The sequence below is a fragment of the Kluyvera sp. 1366 genome, from assembly GCF_054823405.1.
The window spans coordinates 93,639-115,963 of sequence record NZ_JBTRDW010000006.1; the positions used below are offsets into that span (position 1 = coordinate 93,639).

General features: G+C 55.4%; 21 protein-coding genes. 6 read left to right on the forward strand and 15 right to left on the reverse strand.

Annotated elements, in window-relative coordinates; genetic code table 11:
• The first annotated feature begins 128 nt into the window (after positions 1-128).
• Positions 129-512 (forward strand): DUF6515 family protein, encoded by a 384-nt coding sequence (locus ACVLVH_RS14595; RefSeq protein ID WP_101764583.1) that lies wholly within the window; start codon positions 129-131, stop codon positions 510-512.
• A gap of 55 nt (positions 513-567) precedes the next feature.
• Here the strand turns inward: ACVLVH_RS14595 and osmE are convergent, their stop codons facing one another.
• The gene (gene osmE, locus ACVLVH_RS14600) at positions 568-903 is read right to left on the reverse strand and encodes an osmotically-inducible lipoprotein OsmE (RefSeq protein ID WP_007892614.1); all 336 of its coding nucleotides are present in this window, start codon (positions 901-903) and stop codon (positions 568-570) included.
• A gap of 192 nt (positions 904-1,095) precedes the next feature.
• Here osmE and ACVLVH_RS14605 point away from each other — a divergent pair, with 192 nt between their 5' ends.
• The 3 genes from ACVLVH_RS14605 to cho all read left to right on the forward strand — a co-directional run bounded on the left by ACVLVH_RS14605 (position 1,096) and on the right by cho (position 4,202).
• Positions 1,096-2,286, forward strand: coding sequence for a multidrug effflux MFS transporter (locus ACVLVH_RS14605; RefSeq protein ID WP_498949609.1), 1,191 nt, complete (start codon positions 1,096-1,098; stop codon positions 2,284-2,286).
• A gap of 117 nt (positions 2,287-2,403) precedes the next feature.
• On the forward strand, positions 2,404-3,231 hold the full coding sequence (gene nadE, locus ACVLVH_RS14610; RefSeq protein WP_101764585.1) for an NAD(+) synthase: 828 nt from the start codon (positions 2,404-2,406) through the stop codon (positions 3,229-3,231).
• Positions 3,232-3,341: 110 nt separating this feature from the next.
• Positions 3,342-4,202 (forward strand): excinuclease Cho, encoded by an 861-nt coding sequence (gene cho, locus ACVLVH_RS14615; RefSeq protein ID WP_101764586.1) that lies wholly within the window; start codon positions 3,342-3,344, stop codon positions 4,200-4,202.
• Positions 4,203-4,280: 78 nt separating this feature from the next.
• On the opposite strand, the gene spy is transcribed toward cho, so the two are convergent.
• The 6 genes from spy to ACVLVH_RS14645 form a co-directional block, all read right to left on the reverse strand.
• Positions 4,281-4,778 (reverse strand): ATP-independent periplasmic protein-refolding chaperone Spy, encoded by a 498-nt coding sequence (spy, locus tag ACVLVH_RS14620; protein ID WP_137385657.1) that lies wholly within the window; start codon positions 4,776-4,778, stop codon positions 4,281-4,283.
• A 383-nt stretch (positions 4,779-5,161) separates the two neighbouring features.
• Entirely contained in the window at positions 5,162-6,157 is a 996-nt protein-coding gene (gene astE / locus ACVLVH_RS14625; RefSeq protein WP_101764588.1) for a succinylglutamate desuccinylase, read from the reverse strand.
• Positions 6,158-6,202: 45 nt separating this feature from the next.
• Positions 6,203-7,531 carry an N-succinylarginine dihydrolase gene (gene astB / locus ACVLVH_RS14630; RefSeq protein ID WP_110866004.1) on the reverse strand — a complete coding sequence of 443 codons (1,329 nt, stop codon included), beginning with the start codon at positions 7,529-7,531 and terminating at the stop codon, positions 6,203-6,205.
• Positions 7,531-8,997, reverse strand: coding sequence for a succinylglutamate-semialdehyde dehydrogenase (gene astD, locus ACVLVH_RS14635; protein ID WP_498949611.1), 1,467 nt, complete (start codon positions 8,995-8,997; stop codon positions 7,531-7,533). Before astD ends, astB begins: the two co-directional genes overlap by 1 nt.
• Positions 8,994-10,025, reverse strand: coding sequence for an arginine N-succinyltransferase (astA, locus tag ACVLVH_RS14640; protein ID WP_498949613.1), 1,032 nt, complete (start codon positions 10,023-10,025; stop codon positions 8,994-8,996). Before astA ends, astD begins: the two co-directional genes overlap by 4 nt.
• The gene (locus ACVLVH_RS14645; protein ID WP_222181873.1) at positions 10,022-11,242 is read right to left on the reverse strand and encodes an aspartate aminotransferase family protein; all 1,221 of its coding nucleotides are present in this window, start codon (positions 11,240-11,242) and stop codon (positions 10,022-10,024) included. Before ACVLVH_RS14645 ends, astA begins: the two co-directional genes overlap by 4 nt.
• An 878-nt stretch (positions 11,243-12,120) precedes the next feature.
• On the opposite strand from ACVLVH_RS14645, the gene ACVLVH_RS14650 reads away from it, so the two are divergent.
• Positions 12,121-13,194, forward strand: a complete 1,074-nt coding sequence (locus tag ACVLVH_RS14650; protein ID WP_280172729.1) for a porin — start codon at positions 12,121-12,123, stop codon at positions 13,192-13,194.
• Between the two features lie 90 nt (positions 13,195-13,284).
• Here the strand turns inward: ACVLVH_RS14650 and ACVLVH_RS14655 are convergent, their stop codons facing one another.
• The 8 genes from ACVLVH_RS14655 to ACVLVH_RS14690 form a co-directional block, all read right to left on the reverse strand.
• Positions 13,285-14,721 (reverse strand): YchO/YchP family invasin, encoded by a 1,437-nt coding sequence (locus ACVLVH_RS14655; RefSeq protein WP_192233611.1) that lies wholly within the window; start codon positions 14,719-14,721, stop codon positions 13,285-13,287.
• A 301-nt stretch (positions 14,722-15,022) separates the two neighbouring features.
• Positions 15,023-15,148, reverse strand: coding sequence for a hypothetical protein (locus ACVLVH_RS14660; RefSeq protein ID WP_271459885.1), 126 nt, complete (start codon positions 15,146-15,148; stop codon positions 15,023-15,025).
• A gap of 32 nt (positions 15,149-15,180) precedes the next feature.
• Entirely contained in the window at positions 15,181-15,978 is a 798-nt protein-coding gene (locus tag ACVLVH_RS14665; protein WP_462062814.1) for an SDR family oxidoreductase, read from the reverse strand.
• Positions 15,979-15,989: 11 nt separating this feature from the next.
• Positions 15,990-17,057: an ABC transporter permease gene (locus tag ACVLVH_RS14670; RefSeq protein ID WP_101764597.1), complete on the reverse strand. Its 1,068-nt coding sequence runs from the start codon at positions 17,055-17,057 to the stop codon at positions 15,990-15,992.
• A gap of 20 nt (positions 17,058-17,077) precedes the next feature.
• Positions 17,078-18,598, reverse strand: a complete 1,521-nt coding sequence (locus ACVLVH_RS14675) for a sugar ABC transporter ATP-binding protein (protein WP_101764598.1) — start codon at positions 18,596-18,598, stop codon at positions 17,078-17,080.
• Positions 18,599-18,607: 9 nt separating this feature from the next.
• Positions 18,608-19,219, reverse strand: a complete 612-nt coding sequence (locus ACVLVH_RS14680; RefSeq protein ID WP_101764599.1) for a DUF2291 family protein — start codon at positions 19,217-19,219, stop codon at positions 18,608-18,610.
• A 42-nt stretch (positions 19,220-19,261) separates the two neighbouring features.
• A complete protein-coding gene (locus ACVLVH_RS14685) occupies positions 19,262-20,197 on the reverse strand; it encodes a D-ribose ABC transporter substrate-binding protein (protein WP_222233572.1) in 936 nt (311 codons plus the stop codon).
• A 63-nt stretch (positions 20,198-20,260) separates the two neighbouring features.
• Positions 20,261-21,058, reverse strand: coding sequence for a GolD/DthD family dehydrogenase (locus tag ACVLVH_RS14690; protein ID WP_192413554.1), 798 nt, complete (start codon positions 21,056-21,058; stop codon positions 20,261-20,263).
• A 375-nt stretch (positions 21,059-21,433) separates the two neighbouring features.
• Here ACVLVH_RS14690 and ACVLVH_RS14695 point away from each other — a divergent pair, with 375 nt between their 5' ends.
• A complete protein-coding gene (locus ACVLVH_RS14695) occupies positions 21,434-22,222 on the forward strand; it encodes a DeoR/GlpR family DNA-binding transcription regulator (protein WP_498949616.1) in 789 nt (262 codons plus the stop codon).
• Positions 22,223-22,325 lie beyond the last annotated feature (103 nt).

The window sequence follows — 22,325 nt, forward strand, 5'->3', positions numbered from 1 at the left end:
ACCCAATCATGGCGCTAGCGTCAGGAAAGCGTTAAGCATGGTAAACAGAGGAAAAATCAGCCGCTTTTCGCTTGAGTTTTCGCTCAGTAAAGCCAATTCTGCTGTTAATCACAGCAGGAGAATCACCGATGAAAACAGTTATCGCCTCGGTGCTGGCGTTAACCTTATTAACACCAGCCATCAGTTTTGCCCATCCCGGCGGTTGGGGCCCCGGCCCAGGCCCGCATTGGGGTGGAGGTCCACGTTGGGGCGGTCCCGGCCCGCTGCGTTTCCTACCCGAAGCAGCAACCGCCGTGTTGCTGGGCGGTCTGACCTATTACATGCTGAACGGTAACTACTATCAGCGTCAGGGCGACACCTATGTAGTGGTGCAGCCGCCTGAAGCCCCGCCGGGCGGCGGTATGCGCGTGCTGGATTTCAACGGCAAGCGTTATTACGTGCAGGAAGGTCATTACTACCAGCGCGAGATCGGCGGCGAGTATATCGAAGTGCCGCGTCCTTACGGTTTATAAGCGCCACAACGAAAAACGGCCCGTCAATGACGGGCCGTTTCTTATTCTGCTGCGATTACTGAGCCGCTTGCGGATCGGTATCGTAGTCTTTACAGCTCTGGAAACCGTAGTTCATGACGCGACCGGTATCGTTATAGCTCACGAAGTAGGTCTGCGGTTTGCCGTCGCGCTCGCCAATCACGTAAGTCTGGCAAGTGCCGCGAGCGTGAACCATGGTGATTTCAGTAGACGCTGGGCCGGCAATCTGGCGAACCTGATCGCGCGTCATGCCTTTCTTAACATCCTTCACTACCGGCTTGGTTACGTAGCTTTCGGCTTTGTCATAAGTCGTACAACCAGACAGGGCTGCCAGCGTCATAGCGGCAGCGATACATCCCATCACTTTATTCATGTTGTTGTTCCTCGTTTTTTTGTCCGTGTGAAATTAGCCTGGAACATAAATCCAGATTTATCAACTTTATGGGATAAATTTAGCTAAATTCCGAAGCGTTAGGATTTGGTAAAAATGCTGTGTTGATGCGCTACGGTTCGTATAATCACCCGCGAAAAAATACCTATAGCAATGAATAAAGACAGAGGATTAATGACACCTGCACCTTCTCATCGGCTGGTTTATGCCATCACGCTGGGCCTGCTCGCTGCGCTCGGGCCACTTTGTATCGACCTTTACCTGCCGGCGCTGCCGGAGCTGGCGCGCGATCTGCACACCGAAACCGCCACGGCGCAGCTGAGGCTCACCGCTGGCTTGCTGGGTTTGGGTGCGGGTCAATTGCTGTTTGGGCCAATGAGCGACAAGTTTGGTCGCCTCCGTCCGCTGCTGTTATCACTGGTGCTGCTGTTTATTGCCTCGATTGGCTGTGCGCTGGCAAAAGACATCCACTCGCTGCTGGTGGCGCGTCTGTTTGAAGGTTTGGCAGGCGCCGGCGGCGCGGTGCTGTCGCGTGCCATTGCCCGAGATATGTACAGCGGCCATGAGCTGACGCGTTTCTTTGCACTGCTGATGCTGGTCAACGGTTTAGCGCCGATTGGTGCGCCGGTGCTGGGCGGCGCCTTGATGACGCTGCTTAACTGGCGCGGCATTTTCGTGGTGCTCGGCTGCATTGCCGTCCTGCTGATCTTCCTTGCCCGCTGGAAATTGCACGAAACTTTACCACCAGCGCGCCGCAGTCAGGGCTCGATCTTTTCCGCCTGGGCAGCGCTCGGCCAGGTCGTCACGCATCGGCAGTTTATGGGCTTCTGCCTGACGCAAGGTTTTATGATGTCCGGCATGTTTGCCTATATCGGCGCCTCGCCGTTTGTACTGCAACAGCTGTATGGCCTGACGCCGCAAGCCTTTAGCTTCTGCTTCGCTGCCAACGGCTTCGGCCTGATTATTGCATCACAAACCAGTGCGCGCCTCTGTCCGCTGTGGGGAGAATATCGCGTACTGAAAGGGGGCCTGACGCTGGCGTTTGTTGCGTCGAGCTGCTTGCTGCTGGCGGGACTTACCGACGCAGCGCTGCCAGTTCTGCTGGTCGCGCTGTTCTTCACCATCGCCAGTAACGGCGTGATCGCCACCACCGCTTCTTCGCTGGCGATGCAAAGCCAGGGCCAGCGCGCAGGCAGCGCCTCGGCGGTGATTGGCGTCGGCATGTTCACCTTTGGTGCCATTAGCGTACCCATTACCGGCCTGGGCGGCACCTCGGTCGCGAGCATGACCGGCACCATCTTTGGCTGCTTTATGCTGGCGATTGTGTCGTTCAATCTGCTGGTGCAGAAGGCAAAAAACGTCTGATTTGCCAGCAAATAACCTGAACAACCAGCCGTGCGGCTTGTTGTTTGTGGGGAGAGGCGTTAGCTTTAGCAGATGATTCGCATTGTGCCGTCAGGCTACTGACTTGAGGAGAGGTTCATGTCACTGCAACAGGAAATCATTGAAGCCCTTGGTGTAAAACCGGTTATCGACCCGCAGCAGGAGATCCGCGTCAGCGTTGATTTTCTGAAGTCTTACCTGAAAGCCCATCCCTTTTTGAAAACGCTGGTACTCGGCATCAGCGGCGGCCAGGATTCGACACTGACCGGCATTTTGTCGCAAACCGCGATTCGCGAACTGCGTGAAGAGAGCGGCGATAACGATTACACCTTTATTGCCGTGCGTTTGCCGTATGGCGTGCAGGCCGATGAGCAGGATTGTCAGGATGCGCTGGCATTTATCCAACCCGATCGCACGCTGGTGGTGAACATCAAAGAAGCGATCCTGGCCAGCGAACGTGCGTTGAAAGATGCGGGTATTACGGTATCGGATTTCGTGCGCGGCAATGAAAAAGCGCGTGAGCGCATGAAAGCGCAGTACAGCATCGCCGGCATGACCAAAGGCGTGGTGGTCGGTACTGACCATGCGGCAGAGGCGATCACCGGATTCTTCACCAAGTACGGTGACGGCGGCAGCGACATCAACCCGATCTTCCGCCTGCATAAAGGCCAGGGCAAACAGCTGCTGAAAACGCTGGGCTGCCCGGAACACCTCTATCTCAAGCATCCTACTGCCGATTTGGAAGATGATCGTCCTGGCTTGCAGGATGAAGTGGCGCTCGGCGTGACTTATCAGCAAATCGATGCCTATCTGGAAGGCAAGACCATCGATGCCGCCGCAGCAAAAACCATCGAAGGCTGGTATCTGAAAACTGAGCACAAACGTCGTCCACCGATCACCGTGTTCGACGACTTCTGGAAGAAGTAAGTGCATGGCGTTTCCCGCCGTCCGGGCGGGAAACTTTCTCATCGCCGCTGACTGGCGAGAAAAAGCACAGTTTGATACACTGGATGGACAACCAGTAATTGGAGTGTGCTTTGGTCAGACGTGCAGCCAGCCACCGCCTCGATTTCGATGCGGCAGCCATCTATCAATATCCCGAACATCTACGTCAGTGGCTGGAAGGTTTACCCAACCAGCCGGGCGTCTATACCTTTCACGGTGAAAGCGAAAATCTGCCGCTGTATATCGGCAAAAGCGTCAACCTGCGCAGTCGGGTGATGGCGCATTTCCGGGCGCCGGATGAAGCCAAGATGCTGCGTCAGGCGCGGCGCGTCACCTGGATCCCCACCGCTGGCGACGTCGGCGCGCAGCTGCTGGAAGCGCAGATGATCAAAACGCAACAGCCGCTGTTTAATAAGCGCCTGCGTAAGAACCGCCAGCTCTGTTCGCTGCAGCTGGGCGACGGTGCGCCGCAGGTGGTGTATGCAAAGGATCTCGACTTCTCCCGCTCGCCCAATCTTTATGGCCTGTTTCGCAGTCGCTTTGCCGCGCTGGAGAAGCTAAAAGCCATCGCCGATGAGCAGCGCTTGTGCCACGGCTTGCTGGGGCTGGAGTCGTTGCGTCCGGGACGCGGCTGTTTTCGCGCTGCACTAAAACGCTGCGCCGGTGCCTGCTGTGGTAACGAGTCGGTTGCTGAGCATCAGCAGCGCCTGCATGCGGCATTAGAGCAGATGCGCATTCAATGCTGGCCGTGGCAAGGCCCGGTTGGCATGGTGGAAACGGGGACAAACATTACGCAAATCCATGTGATCGATCACTGGTTCTGGCTGGGATCGGTCAGCAGCGAGGCCGAAGCGCGCCAGCTGCAGCGCGCCTCGCACGGCTTTGATCATGACGGCTACAAAATTCTCTGCCGTCCGCTGCTTTCTGGTGTGTTTCCGCTGATCGAGCTGTAAAACAAAACCGCCGAGGTTGCCCAAAGCATCAGATGCGATGGACAACCCCGGCGGTCTCTATTCCGTTAGCGAAAGAACTTATTCAGCATCAGCCGGCGGTGGTGGCGTTTTGCCATCGTGCGGGCCTTTCTCGGTTAAGCGCTTCTCAAAGTTCGCGTTGTACTGTTTCTTCTGCTCTGGTGTCAGCACGTTGTAGATCTTGTTCTGGGTTTCCATCATCTGCAGCGCACGATCTTTGGCATTCGCCGTCATCTTCTCAGCCTGCGCTTCGGCTTTCGCACGGTCAAAGGTATCGGAAGCGATGATGGCATGGTCGGCACGACGCTCTTCCAGCGACGGGCGTTTCATCTCTTTATGTCCATCACGCAGAATCGTTTTGATCTGCGCTTTCTGCGCATCGGTCAGGTTCAGACCTTTAAACATCATCTCCATACCGTGGTGGCGCATCGGCGGCTTATGCATCGGTTTTTCGCTGCCTGCTGGCGGCGGAGTCAGGTTGTCTGCCGCTGCATGGACGATATTTGCAGCACCAAAAGCCATTGCGGTAGCCAGGAACACAGAAGTTAATTTACGCATAATATTGTCCTTACTTATCAGTTTAATGACGACAGCCTGTGTCGCGTCTTCGGAAACAAGCATACGACGCTGAACGTCAACTACTCAGAGGCTGAGTAAAGCCCTGAAAGCATAAAAGACAGAGATCAGGCAATCATGGAGAGAAAGAGAAGAAATGCGTGAGGAATTGAAAAAGTTTATGACAATCAAGGGAAAAACGCAGGAATCAAGGAGGAGTGTAACGGTATTGTCGGTTTTCAGGAAGGGAAATGTCGGCGCGTTGATGCCCTCATCCTGGCCCTCTCCCACAGGGAGAGGGAAACGCTGCCACATGTCACTCAATCCAAATATTCGCTCGTTCGGTTCCCTCTCCGCCTGCGGGAGAGGGTTAGGGTGAGGGAAAATCACAACGCCAACGCCTGCGTCTGTTCATTCTCCTCCACCAGCATCAGCCCCGCGCGCAATCCTGGCGCGACATTCGGATTGGGAAACAGCACATACTCGCGCGCCTGCTGCACGTAGTAACGCCGGTCACCCTCCTCCGCCAGCAGCGTGCCCTGCGGGAAAGCGGTGAAGTTCAGCGTCTCCGGCCCCATGTGCAACACAAACTTATCGCCGTGCCGGGTCAGCTGTTGCGCCACGCGATAATGGCGTGGCTGTTCACGCACCTCCGGTAAGGCATCGCCATACAGCAACGCCGCCAGCGCCCGCTGCACGCCGGCAAACTGACTTAAATCGTTCTCACCAAACGGCAAAGCCTTGCCCAGCTCCAGCGTGCAGCTCGCCGCATTATGGTGCTCGCAGCTGTAATGGGTGAAGGTGCCGCCCGGTGAACGATGGAACACCAGCGCCTCCATTTCTGCCGCCGCCAGCCAGTGCATAAACGCCTCGGGCCACGGATTGGGATTCAGCGGCATCACGCCAAAACGCGCATGATACGAGCCGCGAATCGCGGTATGCAGATCGAGGTGCCAGCGCACTTCATGATCGAGACAGGCGCGCCAGAAACTCTCCAGCTCCTGCTCCAGCTGCAGCACGCGCTGCGCTTCGGGTACATCGGCCACCTGCTGCCAGCGTCCACCAAACAGGCGATTGATATCATGTTGCTGATAGCGCTTGCCGCTGCGCAACGCGGCGGGATTACCCAAAATCACCAGTAAGCGCACTGCCAGCGGCTTCTCGCCTTTTAAGAGTGGCGTCAGCAACAGATTGAGAATCTCAACCGGCGCGGTTTCATTGCCGTGAATGCCCGCAGAGAGCACCAGCGCCTGCTGTGTGGGCGTATGCGGCGTGAGGGACATCAGTCCCTCGTTATGCCATTGCCAACTGAGATGATCGTTGCTGCCCTCTCTTTGCTGTGGCGGCTCACCAGACAAGGTCTGCTGTAAAAAATCCTGCATGTTCACTCCTTTTTAACGACGTGGGGCGAACCTCTCACCCCGGCGTTAACGCTGAAACGCGTAGACACTGCCTAAGTCTAGCAGCTTCGTCAGCTCATCCAGCGCGGTGCGCCCTTCACGCAGCAGTTGCGGGTCGGCTAAATCGGCCTGAGTTAAGCGATCGCGGTAGTGGCGATCCACCCAATCGTTGAGCGTAGCAAACAGGCGATCGTTCATCAGTACCGCCGGATTCAGCGCCTGACGCTCGGTTTCGGTTAACACCACGCGCAGACGCAAACAGGCCGGACCGCCACCGTTAAACATGCTTTCACGCAGATCGAAAACTTTCAGTTCACGGATTGGCCCGCCGCTCTCCACCAGCTCAGTGAGATAACGCCACACGCCCGCATGCTGGCGTGACTCTTCTGGCAGCACCAGCAGCATACCGCCGTCGGCGCGCTGCAACAGCTGGCTGTTAAACAGATAGGTATTGACCGCATCGGTTACCGATACTTTATCGCGCGGCACTTCAATCGGCTGGAAACCGCTAACGCGGGCGGCGATGTCACTCAGCAACTGCGGCTGGTTCACAAAGGCATCCTGATGGCAGAACAGCACCTGCTGATTGCTCACCGCAATCACATCGTTATGAAACACGCCCTGATCAATCACCGCTGGATTTTGCTGAGCAAACAGCGTGCGTTGCGCATCGAGCTGATGCAACCGCGCCACCGCTTCGCTGGCTTCCCGCGTTTGACGCGCTGGATAACGTGCTGGCGTTGCGCCCTGCTGCTGACCATCACGGCCATAAATAAACAGCTGCACGCCCGCATCACCGTAATCACTGCCGAAACGATTGTGATTGGCCGCGCCCTCATCACCAAACTGCGCCACCTGCGGCAGCGCATCGTGCACGCAGAAGTGCTGCGGATGACGGAAAATCGCGCGCAGCAGATCGGCAGTTTCCGGCGCCTCAATGGCGCGATGGAATTTGTTATTCAGATTGGCGACGGTGAAATGCACGCGACCATCGGCGCTATCCGCCGACGGTGACACCGTGGCGGCATTCGCCACCCACATCGCTGAGGCTGAGCTGGCCGCCGACAGCAGCTGCGGCGCGTGCTTCGCCGCCTGCGCCAGCACCTGCTCATCGCTGCCGCCAAAGCCGAGCTGGCGCAGCAGCGGCAGATTAGGACGTTCGTGCGGCGGGATCACGCCCTGTACGTAGCCCATATCCGCCAGCGCTTTCATCTTCAGCAAACCCTGCTTCGCCGCCAGACGCGGGTTTGAGGGCTGCAGCTGATTGCGCGTCGAGGCTTCGTTACCAAACGACAATCCCGCGTAATGATGTGTCAGGCCGACCAGCCCATCAAAGTTCGCTTCAAATGCTTGCATTATTTCGCCCCCTGCACGGAGAAATCGAGGCCCGGCGCTAAGCTGCCCGGCAGCGCCAGGCTTGGGCTCTCCAGCGACGCCATTGGCCATGCACAGTAATCGGCGGCGTACCACGCGCTGGCACGATGATTCCCGGATGCGCCAATGCCACCAAAGGGGGCGGTGCTGGCCGCGCCGGTCAGCGGTTTGTTCCAGTTAACGATACCGGCGCGCGCCTCCAGCAATAGCTGATCAAACTGCGCGCGCTGCGGCGAAATCAGACCGCACGACAAGCCATAGCGGGTATTATTGGCGATAGCAATCGCCTGCTCGAAGCTGTCGTAACGAATCACCTGCAGCAACGGACCAAAGACTTCTTCATCCGCTAAATCTTTCACTTCGGTCACATCAATGATGCCCGGCGTGATGATGGCACTGTCGCGGTCCGGCCAGTGCATGCCGAGCAACACTTTCCCGCCCTTTTCCACCTGCTGCTGCCAGGCGGCAAAAATATGTCCAGCGGCGGCAGGGGAAATCACGCTGCCCATAAACGGCTGCGGTTCGGCATCCCACGCGCCAGGCTGCAAGCGCGCACTGACCTCAACCAAACGCTGCAGGAAGGCATCGCCCGCCGCACCGCGCTTCACCAGCAGACGACGCGCACAGGTGCAGCGCTGTCCAGCGGTAATAAAGGCCGACTGAATGGCGATGTGTACCGCACCATCAAGATCAGAAGGATCTTCAACAATCAACGCATTGTTGCCGCCCATCTCCAGCGCCAGCATTTTTTCTGGCTGCCCGGCAAACTGACGATGCAGGTGATAGCCGGTGGCGGCGCTGCCGGTAAACAGCAGGCCATCAATTTGCGACGCATTGGCCAGCGCCTGGCCGGTTTCACGACCGCCTTGCAGCAGCGCCATTACGCCCGCTGGTAAACCGGCTTGCTGCCACAGCTGCACGGTTTTCTCCGCCGTCAGCGGCGTCAGCTCGCTCGGCTTAAACACCACGCAGTTACCCGCCAGCAGAGCTGGCACGATATGGCCGTTCGGCAGATGGCCGGGAAAATTATACGGACCAAACACCGCCAACACGCCGTGCGGACGATGGCGCAGCGAGCTCTCTCCATCGGCCTGTTCGCCGGTGCGGCTGTGATAGGCCTTAATCGAGATGGCGATTTTGTTGATCATCGCCTGCACTTCGGTCAGCGTTTCCCAGCGCGGCTTGCCGGTTTCCTGGGCGATGGTTTCCGCCAGCGCGTTTTTGTGGCTTTCAAGTAAACGGGCAAACCCTTCCACCAGCGCCTGACGCTCCGCAAACGGTTTTCTCGCCCACTGCGGGAACGCCGCGCGCGCCGCTTCGCAGGCCGCAGCCACTTGTGCTGCCGATGCCGCTTTGCCCTGCCACAGCGTTTCGCCGGTTACCGGATTGTGTTTGCTCAGGGCGTCAGCGCCGCCGGTCACCCATTGACCTTGAATAAAATGCGTCATGCTTTTTTCTCCTCGCGACACAGCGTGACCACACGCAGTTGATCGCCAATGTTGCAATGCAGCGCCGCGCGCTGGCTTTCAGTCAGTTTTACCGTGCCGGATGTCATATCCACCGGCAGCAGCGCCACGCGGAAATGCTGGTAATCCGCGTTGGCCACCAGACACAGCGGCCAGCTTTCATCGGCTGCACCGCTCTCAGCGGTTAACTGGCGACTCTTGCGAATGGCACGAATGCGATCGATTTCGCACTCCAGCGTCGGGCCGCCGTCGAAGATGTCGACATAGTTGAGATAGCGGAAACCTTCCGCCTCCAGCACCGCACGCGCGGGCGCAGTTTTCGGATGGACTTCGCCAATCACTTTTTGCGCCGCTTCAGACAGGTAATGAATGTAGAGCGGATGTTTGGGCATCAGCTCGGCGATAAAGGCTTTTTGCCCGGTGCCGCTCAGAAAGTCGGCTTTGCTGAACTCCATCGAGAAGAAGCGGCTGCCGACGCTGTCCCAGAATGGCGAGTGGCCATTGTCATCACTGACGCCACGCATCTCCGCCACCACATGTTGCATAAAGCGGTCGCGGAAGTTGGCCATAAACAGAAAGCGCGATTTCGACAGCAGATGGCCATTTTTTCCATCGCGGTAACCGGGATCGAGGAACAGCGTGCAGAGTTCGCTGCTGCCGGTGTGATCGTTGCTCAGCGACAGCGTCGGCAGGCTGGCATACACGTTCAGCTCTTTCGAAGCGTGCACCTGTGTGCCAACGCGGAAGTTGTACCAGGGATCCTGCAAACCCACCGCCGCTTCGATGGCGCAAATGCCGACGGCGCGATTATCCTCGCTGTCGGCCAGCACAAACACATAGCCTTGTTCGGCAGGCGGTAACGCGCCTTGCCAGGTGAGCAGCGAACGCTCAATACGGGCTTTAAGCGTTTCGCTATCCGCGGGCAGCGAGGTTAAGCCACCCCCGGTTTTGCCCGCCAGCGACAACAACTGCGAGAGATCGTCACGTTCGACGGGGCGAATCACCATCATGATGTGGCTCCTTTGAGCACGCGTTCACAGGCACGTTCGAAACGCGCCAAACCTTCTTTAACTTCGCGCTCGCTGATGTTCAGCGCTGGCGCAAAACGTACCACGTTGGCACCTGCTATCAGCACCATTACGCCCTCTTCGGCCGCGGTGAGGTTGAACTGTTTGGCTTTACCGGCGAAATCGTCGTTTAGCACGGCGCCAATCAATAGACCCAACCCGCGCACTTCTTTAAATACCGGCAGACGCTTGTTCAGTTCCTGCAACGCCGTAACAAACCATTGATGACGCTCGGCCACGCCGGCCATAAATTCCGGCTGATTAATCAGCTCCATCACTTTACCCGCGACTGCGCCCGCCAGCGGGTTGCCGCCGTAGGTGGTGCCGTGTGTGCCCACGCCCATCACCTGCGCCAGATCTTCACGCGTCAGCATTGCGCCAATCGGGAAGCCGCCACCCAGCGCTTTGGCGGTGGTCAATACATCCGGCGTCACGCCGTAATGCATATAGGCATACAGCGAACCGGTGCGACCCACGCCGCTTTGCACTTCATCAAAAATCAGCAGCGCATGATGTTTGTCGCAGAGTTCACGCAGTCCGCGCAGGAAAGCGGGATCGGCTGGCAGGACGCCGCCTTCACCCTGAATCGGCTCGACGATCACCGCGCAGGTTCGGTCATTGATCAGCCCGGCCGCCGAGGCCAGATCGTTGAAATTAGCGTGTTCGACCGCCGGTGGCAGCGGCGCAAAATCCCGGGAATAGGCCGGTTGTCCGCCTGCTGTCACGGTAAACAGCGTGCGACCGTGGAAAGCATTATTAAAAGCAACGATGCCATTTTTCTCAGCACCGAAACGGTCGTGTGCGGTTTTACGTGCCAGTTTCAGCGCCGCTTCATTCGCTTCAGCGCCGGAGTTACAGAAGAACACGCGATCGGCAAAAGTGGCATCAATCAACTGCTTGGCGAGACGCAGGATCGGTTCATTGGTGTAGCCGTTACCGGTATGCCACAGTTTGCCGGCCTGTTCGATTAGCGCCTGCTGCAACGCCGGATGCGCATGTCCCAATGCGTTAACCGCAATGCCACCGGCAAAATCGATATACTCTTTGCCTTGCTGATCCCACAGCGTTGAACCTTCCGCGCGGACCGGAATAAAAGCCGCGGGTGCATAAACTGGCATCATCCATTGATCGAAATTCTGACGTGAAACCTGCAGTGACATAGCCCTTTCTCCTGCTCCACACCCGGTGAAGCCTTTTGTTTTGAAATTGTTAAAAATGTTAAGTGGCAGCTCTACTGTATATTGCAGATAGCGTGCCAGCCAGCCGCAAAAATGCATAACCGTCTTATCACTACGTAATATCAATAACTTAACAGGTACTGATATTCACTTTAATTGCATAAAAAGTGAATATCAGTCTGATGCAGGCTGAATAGCAGTAATTTATTTAGCGGATTTATGCATCGGCAAAATGAAATATTGCTTTTGTGATCGGGCAGGAAATATTTCGCCAAATTAATGCGATAAACGCACTTTTTTGGGGCGCAATGTGCCTGATTGGTGCAGGAAAGTGATAGCGCGGTGCAAATTTAGCATGGCGCGAATTAATCGGGTTTTAACATTTCCCTCACTGAATTGAATATTATTTCGCCAGTTCATTGTTAAGCGAAAAGCTAAATAACATTTTGTGACCAGGGTTATTATCAGAACAGAAATAAAAGGACACAAAGCCATGAAGCCGATAATTACTCTGCTAATGATTAGCTGGATTCAGATATTTGTTATTGAACAATAATGCATAGGCTTGTGCTATTTCACGAACAAGCTACTGATTTTATTTACGCATCTTTAAATTTAAAGTTATTCAATAAAATCATAGGCATAAATATTAAAATCATCATTACACATGTTGTCTTATGGATAAGTTTAACCAATACAAAATTCCACATAATGGAATTTAAGATTAAAAATCACACAAAAAGTTAACGAGAAATATTTAGTTACATATATTGCACTGTCGATCTTGAACCTTTTGTGTCATTTTCTTTTCACCCCGCAGATGGGGACAAAATTAAAAAATATCACAGGGTAAAAATTAAATGATGAAGCGCTCCTTACTGGCAGCAGTGATGCCTTTACTGCTGGGACTTTCTTCGGCTCAGGCCGCCGAAATCTATAACAAAGATGGCAACAAGCTGGACCTGACTGGCAAAATTAACGTCTCGCATCTGTTCTCCGATAACGAAGGGTCAAATGGTGATACCTCGTCTTATACCCGTATTGGTTTTAAAGGCGAAACCAAGATCAACGATCAACTGACCGGCTACGGTCAATGGCAGTACCAGTACAGCCTGAGCAACTCTGAAGGCAGCGATGCCAACAGCGGTAACAGAACCCGCCTGGGCTTTGCTGGCCTGAAGTTTGGTCAGTTCGGCTCGATCGATTACGGTCGTAACTACGGTTTGATTTATGACGTGCTGGGTTACACCGATATGCTGCCCTTCTTTGGTGGCGATCAAGGTTACTCTGATGGGTTCCTGTCTAGCCGCTCAGGTGGCGTGTTGACCTGGCGCAACAAAGATTTCTTCGGTCTGGTGAAAGGCTGGAACGTTGCTGCACAGTACGAAGGTAAAAACGATCGTAACGATGCAAACGTTGCCGTACGCCGTTCGAATGGTGATGGCTTCGCGCTCTCCACTTCTTATGATTTCGATTTCGGTCTGAGCGTGGTTGGCGCTTACGCGAGCCTGGATCGTACCAATACGCAGAACCAGGCCTTACGTGGCGAAGGCGAGAAAGCACAGCACTGGACCACGGGCCTGAAATACGATGCTAACCAGATTTACCTGGCAACCATGTACGGCGAAACGCTCAACGCAACCCCAATCACTGGTGGCTTTGCTAACAAAGCCGTCAACTTTGAAGCCGTTGCGCAGTATCAGTTCATTAACGGACTGCGTCCTTCAATCGGCTATGTTTCATCGAAAGGCAAAGAGATTGAAAATATTGGTGATGTCGATCTCACCAAATACGTCGCTGTCGGTGGAACCTACTACTTCAACAAAAACATGTCTGTTTATGCTGAATACAAGATCAACCTGTTAAAAGATAACAATGCGTTGGGCATCGCTTCTGATGATGTCACCGCTGTGGGTCTGATTTACCAGTTCTAAGTGGCAATACCCTCATGGCTGTTCGGCTAGTGTCGGCTGAATATGCGCAAAGGGCAGCGAAAGCTGCCCTTTTTTATTGGTGCGAGGCGATTACGGCGCCATCAGATCAAAGCGATCATCATCGCCCTGATCCAGTGAGAACGGCGGTTGCAATTGCAGGACGATTTCGTTTGAAGTAACGCGATTCTGTTTACTGTCTTCTAACACCACCGACAAGCGATAGCTGTTATGCGCACCCGGCGAGCTATCCCACGCGGGCAGGATCACGCTCCAACCCTGTGGATCGTTGGGATTGGCACCCGGCGTCAGGCTCAGCGCCTGGGTATCGCCCTGCCACATCACTTTAGCGATCGGATTGGTGCTACGGATTTGCAGTTTCAGCGGCAAACTTTCTCCGCCATTCAGCTGCCACGGCGGCGTAGCGAGAAACACCGACAGCGTTTTACGCTGGCGATATTCCAGCACCGGCGTATAGCTGCGCGTCACGTTATCGTAGCGACTGCCGCGCAGTGAGTGCGCAGCCGCTACGTTATCCGGACTCAGCTGCTGGCTGAGCGCCACGCCAAAGCGATAGTTAAGACGCAAGCCGAGCTGATCCTGGCTCTCACCGCTGTCGCTGGTTTTATGGCTGGCGGATAAGGTTACCAGCGGCACCGGCGTGTAGGTGACGCCAAAGGTCAACGCCGATGGGTTATGGTAGCGGTTGCCGGAGCTAAACAAATCGACGTTATCGCCCAGATATTGCTGCCAGCTTACTGACGCACCGAGTTGGCGATAGTGCGGCAAATAGCCTTGCGTGGTGAAATCATAGCCGCGCGCCATGCGCTGCTGCTGGAAGGGATTGCGATCCTGCCAACCTGAGAGCGGCGTATAGTAGTTGGCGGAGAAGCGCAGATAATCGCCCCACGCTTCGGTACCCAGCGAAGCGCGCTGTAGGCCACTGCTGAACATGCGATCGACAAAACCGTTATAGCCCAGCAGCCATTTTCCTGCCACCCAACGTTGCCCGAGGCCAGCATTGCCGACCAGCCCATCATCAGTTTGATGAAAGCCGACCTGACTGAAGGTCAGATAGCGATAGTTATCCGCCCAGGGTGTCAGCAGCGACGCACCGCTGCCGGCAAAATTGCCCTCCATATCCACATTGAAATCGATTTGAGCATTGCCATACGGTGACAACAGCGACTGACCTTCATCAACCAGTCGATTACCCACTTCATCGCGGAAATGGTTAAAGGCCCACAGCCCAGCCTGCTGGCCAAGGGCATTGTCGTCCGTACTGTTCTGGCTGGCTTCACCAATGCTTTTGGCAATGGTCGCCAGTTTTTTGTTGAACGCTTCCGTTTCATCCTGGTAACCCAATGCAGGCAACTGATCGGCCATTTTCTGGAAACGTGTGGGATCGCTAAACGGCGCATCGGCGAGTTTAGTGTCAGAGATCAACGCCAGCGCAGGCGCGGATGCGGCAAGTAGTGAAAAACCAGAGAGATAACGCACGCTTTTAGGTGATAACAAAGTAAATAACATAGCTAAAAATAGGGTTCGACCCGGTTCAGAATTAGAGGTGGCTCACAAAACTGCATAAGTCTACCCTAGCATATTCTGATGCAAGTGCCGGACATGTCTGGTTTCGATTAAGGCAGAAAACGAAAAAATCAGAATGTAGGTAAGCAGGCGACGCAATATGTTGTGCCCTGCTTGCCCATCAAGAGATGACCTCTCAAATCATTGAGCGCGCACATTGTAGCGGCGCAATGCATTGCGTAATGCTCGTCAGTTAAAATATGAAACCCCTAATTACCGAGAGCATATGTTGTAGCGGCGCAATTCATTGCGCGATAAATCGCGCCGCTACTGAAGGTGCGGAGATTTGATACAGCGCTTTAGTGATCGGCATTGCGCGATGAATCACGCCGCTACGGAAGGTGCGACCATGAGGCTTAGTGTTTAGCATGACGCCATCAATGGCGACCCAAAAGCGAACTATCAGGAGAAAATCAAACCGCCATCCACATTGATGGTCTGCCCGGTGATATAGCGCGCATCGTCAGAGGCGAGGAAAGCCACCAAGCCAGCGACATCTTCCGGCTGCCCTGCGCGTTTAAGCGGGATGTTTTCCACCCATTCGGCCATCAGTTCGCCTTTGCCATACTGCTTTTTATCGCTGCTGAGGATCTCGCCCCACACGCGATCGTTGTAGTCCCACATTTCACTCTCGATGATGCCCGGACAGAAGGCATTCACCGTGATATGCCACGGCGCCAACTCCAGCGCCAGGCTTTGAGTAATACCGATCACGCCCATCTTGCTGGCGGCATAGTGCGGCGTATAAATGAAACCCTGCCGTCCCTGACCGGACGAGGTGTTGATCAGGCTGCCACTGCCCTGTTTCACCATATATTTCGCCGCTTCCCGGCAGCACAGCCACACGCCCGTGGTGTTCACCGCAAGGATCTTCTCGAAGTCACTTTTGGGCATCGCATCGAAACGATCGATGGTAATCACCCCCGCATTCTGAATCGACACATCAATGCTGCCAAAGCGCTCAGCCGCCTGCTGATAAAGCTGCTGCACCTCCGTTTCATCGGTAACATCGACCTGCAGCGCCAGAACCTCACTGCCAAACTGCTGTTCGATGGCTTGCGCGGTACTGAAGACGCGTTCCGAATTCGACACCATCACCAAACGCGCCGCGTCGCGGGCAAAACGCGCTGCAATGCCCGCGCCAATGCCGCGGCAGGCGCCGGTTATCACCACCGTCTTTCCACTAAAATCGCGTGTCATATTGCCTCCTGTTATCCATGTGTCGCTTCAGGCAGGGCGGCCGATTGCTGCTTTTTTTCATGTCTGCGCAGCAGCACCACCTTACTTTGTAATTTTTGCTGGAACTGATCGATCACCACCGCAGTGACAATCACCAGGCCTTTAATCACCATTTGCCAGAAATCGCTGACGCCCATCATCACCATGCCATCGGCGAGGAACACGATGACAAAAGCACCGATAATCGAGCCTGAAACGCGACCGCGTCCGCCCGCCAGCGCCGTGCCGCCCAGCACCGTGGCACCGATGGCGTCCATCTCGAACATGTTGCCGGTCATCGGGTGCGCGGTTTGCAACTGCGACGCCACAATCAAACCGACCAGCGCGGCGCACAAGCCGGAAAAGGCGTAGACAAACACTTTGACCTTAATAATCGGCACACCCGCCAGGCGCGCCGCCGATTCGTTGCCACCGGTGGCATAGATGTAACGACCCAGCGGTGTTTTACGCGTCAGATACAACCCCAGCAGCAGGAAGCCGAGCATCATCCATATTGGGATATACACGCCCAATATCGAACCCGAACCGAGCAAGGCGAAGCCGGTATTACCCAGTGCTGGCGTGCCGACAAGGTTGGCGTAGGTGCTGCCATCGTTGAACAGCAGCGCGGCGCCGCGTGCCACGTACATCATGCCGAGCGTACAGATAAACGGCGCTACGCCGAGTCGCGTCACCACCGCGCCATTAATCAATCCCAGCGCCACGCCGAACAGCGCCACCACCAGAATCACTTCGGGCACGTTGAAAAACAGTACGTTGCCGCCCCATAGCGGTACGCCGTTGGTGAGCAGCGCACCCGCCACCATGCCGCATATGCCCGCCACCGCCCCGACCGAAAGATCGATGCCACCAGTCAAGATCACCAGCGTCATGCCAATCGCCAGCAAGCCGGTAATTGCCACATGCTGCGTCATGATCAGCAGGTTGGAGGTGGTGAGAAAGTTAGGCACCATAAAGCTGAAGAAACTCACCACGATCAGCAAGGCAATAAAGGTACGCGCCTTAAGCAGGTACATATAGATCAGGTATTTTTGATTCATCGTTTTACTCTCCAGCGGGCTCAATCATGTGGCGTTGAGGCGCTAATCAGGGCTTCGCGCGTCGCCGCCGCGCGCGGTAAATCGGCGGTGATGCGACCATCCGCCATCACCAGAATACGGTCAGCCAGCGCCATCACTTCATCCAGTTCGGAGGAGGAGAACATCACCGCCAATCCCTGCTGCGCCAGGTTGCCAATCAGGTGATAAACATCGGTTTTTGCCCCCACATCAATGCCGCGCGTGGGCTCATCCAGCAGCACCACCTGCGGCCCGGTCATCAGGGCTTTGCCCAGCACCACTTTTTGCTGATTGCCGCCGCTTAAGGAGGTGATCGGCAGCTCGGGATCACTGACCTTGATGGCGAGATGGCCAATCATTTCATCCACACGGCGCTGCTCGTTGTGCGGATTGAGCTTGCGCCAGCAGCGGCGGAAACCCCGCAGGCTGAGATCGCTGAGCGTCATGTTGGCGGTGATCGACATCAGCTGTACCACGCCTTCGGTTTGACGATCTTCCGGCACCAGCGCGATGCCTTTTTTCAGTCGCTGCTGGAAACTGCGCTTCTCCAGTGCTTCGCCGTTCAGACTGACGCTGCCCGACTGACAATGCATCATGCCAATCAACCCTTTGAACAACTCAGTGCGCCCGGCGCCCAGCAAACCGTAGATGCCAATCACTTCGCCTTTTCGCAGCGAGAAAGAGACATCATTGAGCTTGTAACCGCCGTTTTGATGCAGCGCGGTCAGCCCGTTGACGCTGAGTACCGTTTCACCCTGCGTCGCCGGTTGATAATCGAAGTGTTTCTTCTTGTCGCCCACCATCTGCTCGATGATCCACGGAATCGAGGCGTCGCGGACTTCGCGTTCGCTGATGAAGCGTCCGTCGCGGAAGATGGTGATGTGATCGCCAATCTCCATCAGCTCTTCCAGCCGATGTGAGATATAGATAATGGTGACGCCGCGCCGTTTAAGCTGGTCGATGACGTTGAACAGCACTTTCACTTCTGACTGGCTGAGCGCGCTGGTCGGTTCATCCATGATCAATACACGCGTGTCCTTGGACAGCGCGCGGGCGATCTCCACCAGCTGCTGATGGCCGATACCGAGTTCAGCCAGCGGCGCGTAGGGATCGACATCCAGCTCCAGCCGTTCCAGCAGCGCTTTGGCGAGCGAATATTGATACTTCTCGTTGATCACGCCGCGCTGGAAAAACTCATTGGCCATGAAGATGTTGTCCATCACGTTCATATTGGGAAACAGGTTCAGCTCCTGAAAAATAATGCTGATGCCCTGTTTTTCCGCCTGATGCGTGGAGCTCAGCGACACCGCTGCGCCGTCCAGCAGAATCTCGCCGGATGACGGGATCTCCACGCCCGCCAGCATTTTCATCATGGTTGATTTGCCGGCACCGTTTTCGCCAATCAGCACGTTAACTTTGTTGCGATAAACGCGGTAATTGACCTGATCCAGCGCGGTGACGCCGGGATAGATGCGCGACACGTTACGGGTTTCAATGATCACGTCATGTTGAGGCTGTTGCATATCCGCTCCTTACTGACGTGTAATCGCCGCAGGTGTCACATTCGGCACCTGCTCCGGCGTATCAAAGCTGCTAAACACGCCAGCCAACTGCACCTTGTCACCCACTTTGGGCTTGAAAGCACTCATCATGTTCGCCGCTTGCTGATTGATCGCGCGACTGTAATCGCCGAACAGCACCTGATCGTTAAAGTCCTGATAGCTGGCACCTTTGTAGGCATCACGCAACACCGTGCCGGGAAAAATCGGGCCAACCTGCACCGTGACAGTGTCACCGGACACATCTTTCACTGTCATCCGACCGTTACGCGACGTGGTGTTAACCGCCGTGATTTCACCGCTCACGTTGACACTGAACACGCACGGGTTCTCTTCCTGACTGCGATAGCCATAAGTTTTACAAGCGCTATCAAAATCTTTGGCGGATTTCAGCGCATTCAACAACTCAGCCACCGGCTTCGCATCATGTTGAACTTGCGGTACCAGTTTCTGTTGCCATGTTTGGGCAATATTGCCCATTTTGGGATTGGGAGGATTTTTCAGGTCGGCCAGCTCCTGCTGCGACACAATGCGGCAACCGCTAAGGATCACGACAGGAAGCAGTAACCAGAGTCGTCTGTGCATCACATTCTCCTGGGCGCCCGATCTACGGGCGCACCGCATTGATTACGACTTGAAGTTAAAGTCCTGCACGCCTTTGGCGTTTTCTGGCGTAATGAGAATGCCGCGGAACATCACGCGCTGCTTCTCAGGCTTGGTGCCTTTCTGAATAAAGTTGTCGAGGTCGGTCACGCCCTGTGCGGCGATGGCTTGTGCCTGCAGCATCACCGTGGCTTTCAGATCCCCTTTTTCCACCGCGTCACGTTCATCATTGCTGCCGTCAATGCCGACCACGATGACGTCGTTACGGCCTGCCGCTTTCAGAGCTGCAATCGCACCCAGCGCCACGGGGCCGTTACCGCAGATCACGCCTTTCACATCCGGATGCGCCTGCAGAATGCTGTCCATGATGCGTTTGCCGTCAATCAGCGTGCCTTTGGCATCCTGACGCGCCACGCTTTTCATATCGGGATATTGGTCGAGCACCTGATGGAAGGATTTGGAGCGTGTGACGCAGTTGTTGTCAGCAAGGTTACAGGTGAGTTCCGCGTAGCTGCCCTTTTCCCCCATCTTCTCCACAAACACGTTTGCCACGTCGGAGCCGGCCTGGAAGTTGTTGTGGGTGATCTGCGCCAGCGCCACGTCATCCACCGGGATTTCGCGGTTGATCAGCACCACCGGAATGCCGGCATCTTTGGCTTTTTTAATCGCGGCGACGCTGGCGGTGGAGTCGGCGTTATCCAGCACGATGCCCTGCACCTTTTTGCCGATGGCGGCATCAATCAGTTCACTTTGCTTTTTCACATCTTCGCCATGCGACAGCACGCTGGTTTTATAGCCCAGCTCCTGCGCTTTGAGGTTGGCACCTTTGGCTTCGGAGGCGTAATACGGGTTATCCAGCGAGTTCACCAGGATCATGATGGTGCCTTTATCGGCAGCGAAACTGGCTTGGGAGATCAGGCAACTGGCAATAGCAGTTAACAGCAGGGTACGTTTTTTCATGGTGAGGTTCTCTCATTGTTATAGTGGGTCACGCAGGGTCAGCCGTTCTGGTGTTGGCGCGGCTTACCAGATGGTAAAGCCACCGTCGATCATTAAATCTGCGCCGGTGATCATGTCGCTGCCGTTGCTGGCGAAGAACAGCACCGCGGCGGCGATTTCGTCGGTATAGGCAAAGCGTCCCAGCGGGATCAGCTTTTTCATCTGCTCGCCCTTCTCACCGCGCCAGGCTTTTTCACCCATCGGCGTCAGCACCACGGTGGGCGATAAGGTATTGACGTTAATGCGATAGGGAGCGAACTCTTTGGCCATCACTTTGGTCATGCCGAGCAGACCGGCTTTGGCGGAGGTGTAAGCAACGTGGTTGTCGATAGCGATGGAGGCGGCCTGCGACGCAATGTTGATGATTTTGCCGCCGTTACCGGCGCGCACCATGCGTTTACCGGCCTCCTGCGAGCAGAGGAAAGGACCGGTGAGATTGACGTCGATCTGCTTCTGCCACTCGGCAAAATCGGTTTCTAACACCGGTTGCAACATCACGTAGCCCGCGCAGTTCACCAGGATATCAATCTGACCGTAATGCTGTTCGACGCGATCAAATGCCGCTTCAACCGAGGCCGGATCGGTCACGTCGCAGCACACCAGCAGCACGCGATCGGCAGCAAATTGATCCTGCACGCCCGCCACTTTGTCACTTTCGAAGGGCGGATAAAGCAGCGCCAGCCGTGCGCCCTTCTCCAGCAGCATGGCATTACTCGCCATCGCAATCCCGCCCAGCCCGCCGGTGACTACCGCCACTTTGCCGGTTAAATCCTGCTCAATGTTCACGCCGTAGCGCAGGTTAACGTCATATTCCCCACTCATCGTCTCTCTCCATAATGGTGTACGGCGGCGCTGGTTATTACTGGCCGGGTTATCGTTTTTACAAACATCATTTTCGAACAAAAATATAAGCTATCGATTAATAATGGTTTGTGGAGGAGATCAAATTTCATACAAATTGCAGCAATAAAATTATCTTGATGATTTTGTTGAATTTGCACAATTCACCGCCTTCAGGACATGGAGCGAGCTGCTGACGGCTTTCTGCGAAATCAATCGCATAGCAAATGATGATTTTCATTCGAAAACGAATGTTTCTGGAAGCTATCTCGCAAATGGCCAAATCGCAGAGTAAAATCAGCTCGGGTTTCCTTATTGGCGAAACCAGACCGTGATTGGAAAGAGGGAGCATTTCGATTGAAAAGCAAAACTGAGCAGCTGGCAGATATGCAGCAGCGCCGTGAGAAGATTCTGGAGATGATCCGCGAAGACGGCACCGTCACGGTTAAAGCGCTGACCGATACCTTCGGCCTGACCGAAGCCACCATTCGCACCGACTTGCGCATATTGCAGCAAGAGGGGCACGTACAGCGTTATCACGGCGGCGCCACGCTGATGACCGGCAAGCAGAATACCGGCGCGATGTTGCTGGAGCGCCAAACACATCTTGAAGAAAAACAGGCGATTGGCCGCCTTGCCGCGCAGCATGTGGAAAATGGCGACACGGTGATTTTCGATTCCGGTACCACCACCACGGCGATTGCCGAGGCGATCAGCCATATCCGTCGTTTATCGGTAATTACCACGGCGGTGAATATCGCGCTGAAGCTGGGCGGCGAGCCGGGTATCAATATTTTGCTGACCGGCGGCACTTTTAAGTTCCCGACGCTTTCGACTTCAGGTGAGAAAGCCGCCTCGTTTTTCGAAAACGTGCTGGCGGAGAAGCTGTTTCTTGCCACGGCCTGTATCTCACCGCGTCTCGGTTTGAGCTTTCCCAGCGAGACCGATATCAAGGTGAAAATGGCGATGATCAAGTCAGCCAACAGCGTGTATGTGGTGGCGGATTCCAGCAAGATCGATAAGGTGTCGATGTTCGCGCTGCCGTGCGACTGGAGCCATATTCACTATCTGATTACCGATAGCGGCATTTCGCCGGCGCAGGTCGCGGCGTTTGAGGCGTTAGGCGTGCAGGTGTTGGTGGCGTAGTCGGCGTTGGCGCAGAAGCGCGCGGTGTAAGGTGCGGTGCGCGCTGTCCCTCACCCCGGCCCTCTCCCGCAAGCGGGCGAGGGAGACGCTGCCATATGCAGGC

Coding starts and splice junctions, on each gene's coding strand:
- ACVLVH_RS14660 (WP_271459885.1), bottom strand. CDS start 15,148: ATGCTAAACACTAAGCCTCATGGTCGCACCTTCCGTAGCGGCGTGATT.
- ACVLVH_RS14690 (WP_192413554.1), bottom strand. CDS start 21,058: ATGAGTGGGGAATATGACGTTAACCTGCGCTACGGCGTGAACATTGAG.
- ACVLVH_RS14595 (WP_101764583.1), top strand. CDS start 129: ATGAAAACAGTTATCGCCTCGGTGCTGGCGTTAACCTTATTAACACCA.
- astA (WP_498949613.1), bottom strand. CDS start 10,025: ATGATGGTGATTCGCCCCGTCGAACGTGACGATCTCTCGCAGTTGTTG.
- astE (WP_101764588.1), bottom strand. CDS start 6,157: ATGCAGGATTTTTTACAGCAGACCTTGTCTGGTGAGCCGCCACAGCAA.
- ACVLVH_RS14655 (WP_192233611.1), bottom strand. CDS start 14,721: ATGTTATTTACTTTGTTATCACCTAAAAGCGTGCGTTATCTCTCTGGT.
- osmE (WP_007892614.1), bottom strand. CDS start 903: ATGAATAAAGTGATGGGATGTATCGCTGCCGCTATGACGCTGGCAGCC.
- spy (WP_137385657.1), bottom strand. CDS start 4,778: ATGCGTAAATTAACTTCTGTGTTCCTGGCTACCGCAATGGCTTTTGGT.
- astD (WP_498949611.1), bottom strand. CDS start 8,997: ATGACGCATTTTATTCAAGGTCAATGGGTGACCGGCGGCGCTGACGCC.
- ACVLVH_RS14605 (WP_498949609.1), top strand. CDS start 1,096: ATGACACCTGCACCTTCTCATCGGCTGGTTTATGCCATCACGCTGGGC.
- ACVLVH_RS14680 (WP_101764599.1), bottom strand. CDS start 19,219: ATGCACAGACGACTCTGGTTACTGCTTCCTGTCGTGATCCTTAGCGGT.
- ACVLVH_RS14675 (WP_101764598.1), bottom strand. CDS start 18,598: ATGCAACAGCCTCAACATGACGTGATCATTGAAACCCGTAACGTGTCG.
- ACVLVH_RS14650 (WP_280172729.1), top strand. CDS start 12,121: ATGATGAAGCGCTCCTTACTGGCAGCAGTGATGCCTTTACTGCTGGGA.
- ACVLVH_RS14670 (WP_101764597.1), bottom strand. CDS start 17,057: ATGAATCAAAAATACCTGATCTATATGTACCTGCTTAAGGCGCGTACC.
- astB (WP_110866004.1), bottom strand. CDS start 7,531: ATGCAAGCATTTGAAGCGAACTTTGATGGGCTGGTCGGCCTGACACAT.
- ACVLVH_RS14645 (WP_222181873.1), bottom strand. CDS start 11,242: ATGTCACTGCAGGTTTCACGTCAGAATTTCGATCAATGGATGATGCCA.
- ACVLVH_RS14665 (WP_462062814.1), bottom strand. CDS start 15,978: ATGACACGCGATTTTAGTGGAAAGACGGTGGTGATAACCGGCGCCTGC.
- nadE (WP_101764585.1), top strand. CDS start 2,404: ATGTCACTGCAACAGGAAATCATTGAAGCCCTTGGTGTAAAACCGGTT.
- ACVLVH_RS14685 (WP_222233572.1), bottom strand. CDS start 20,197: ATGAAAAAACGTACCCTGCTGTTAACTGCTATTGCCAGTTGCCTGATC.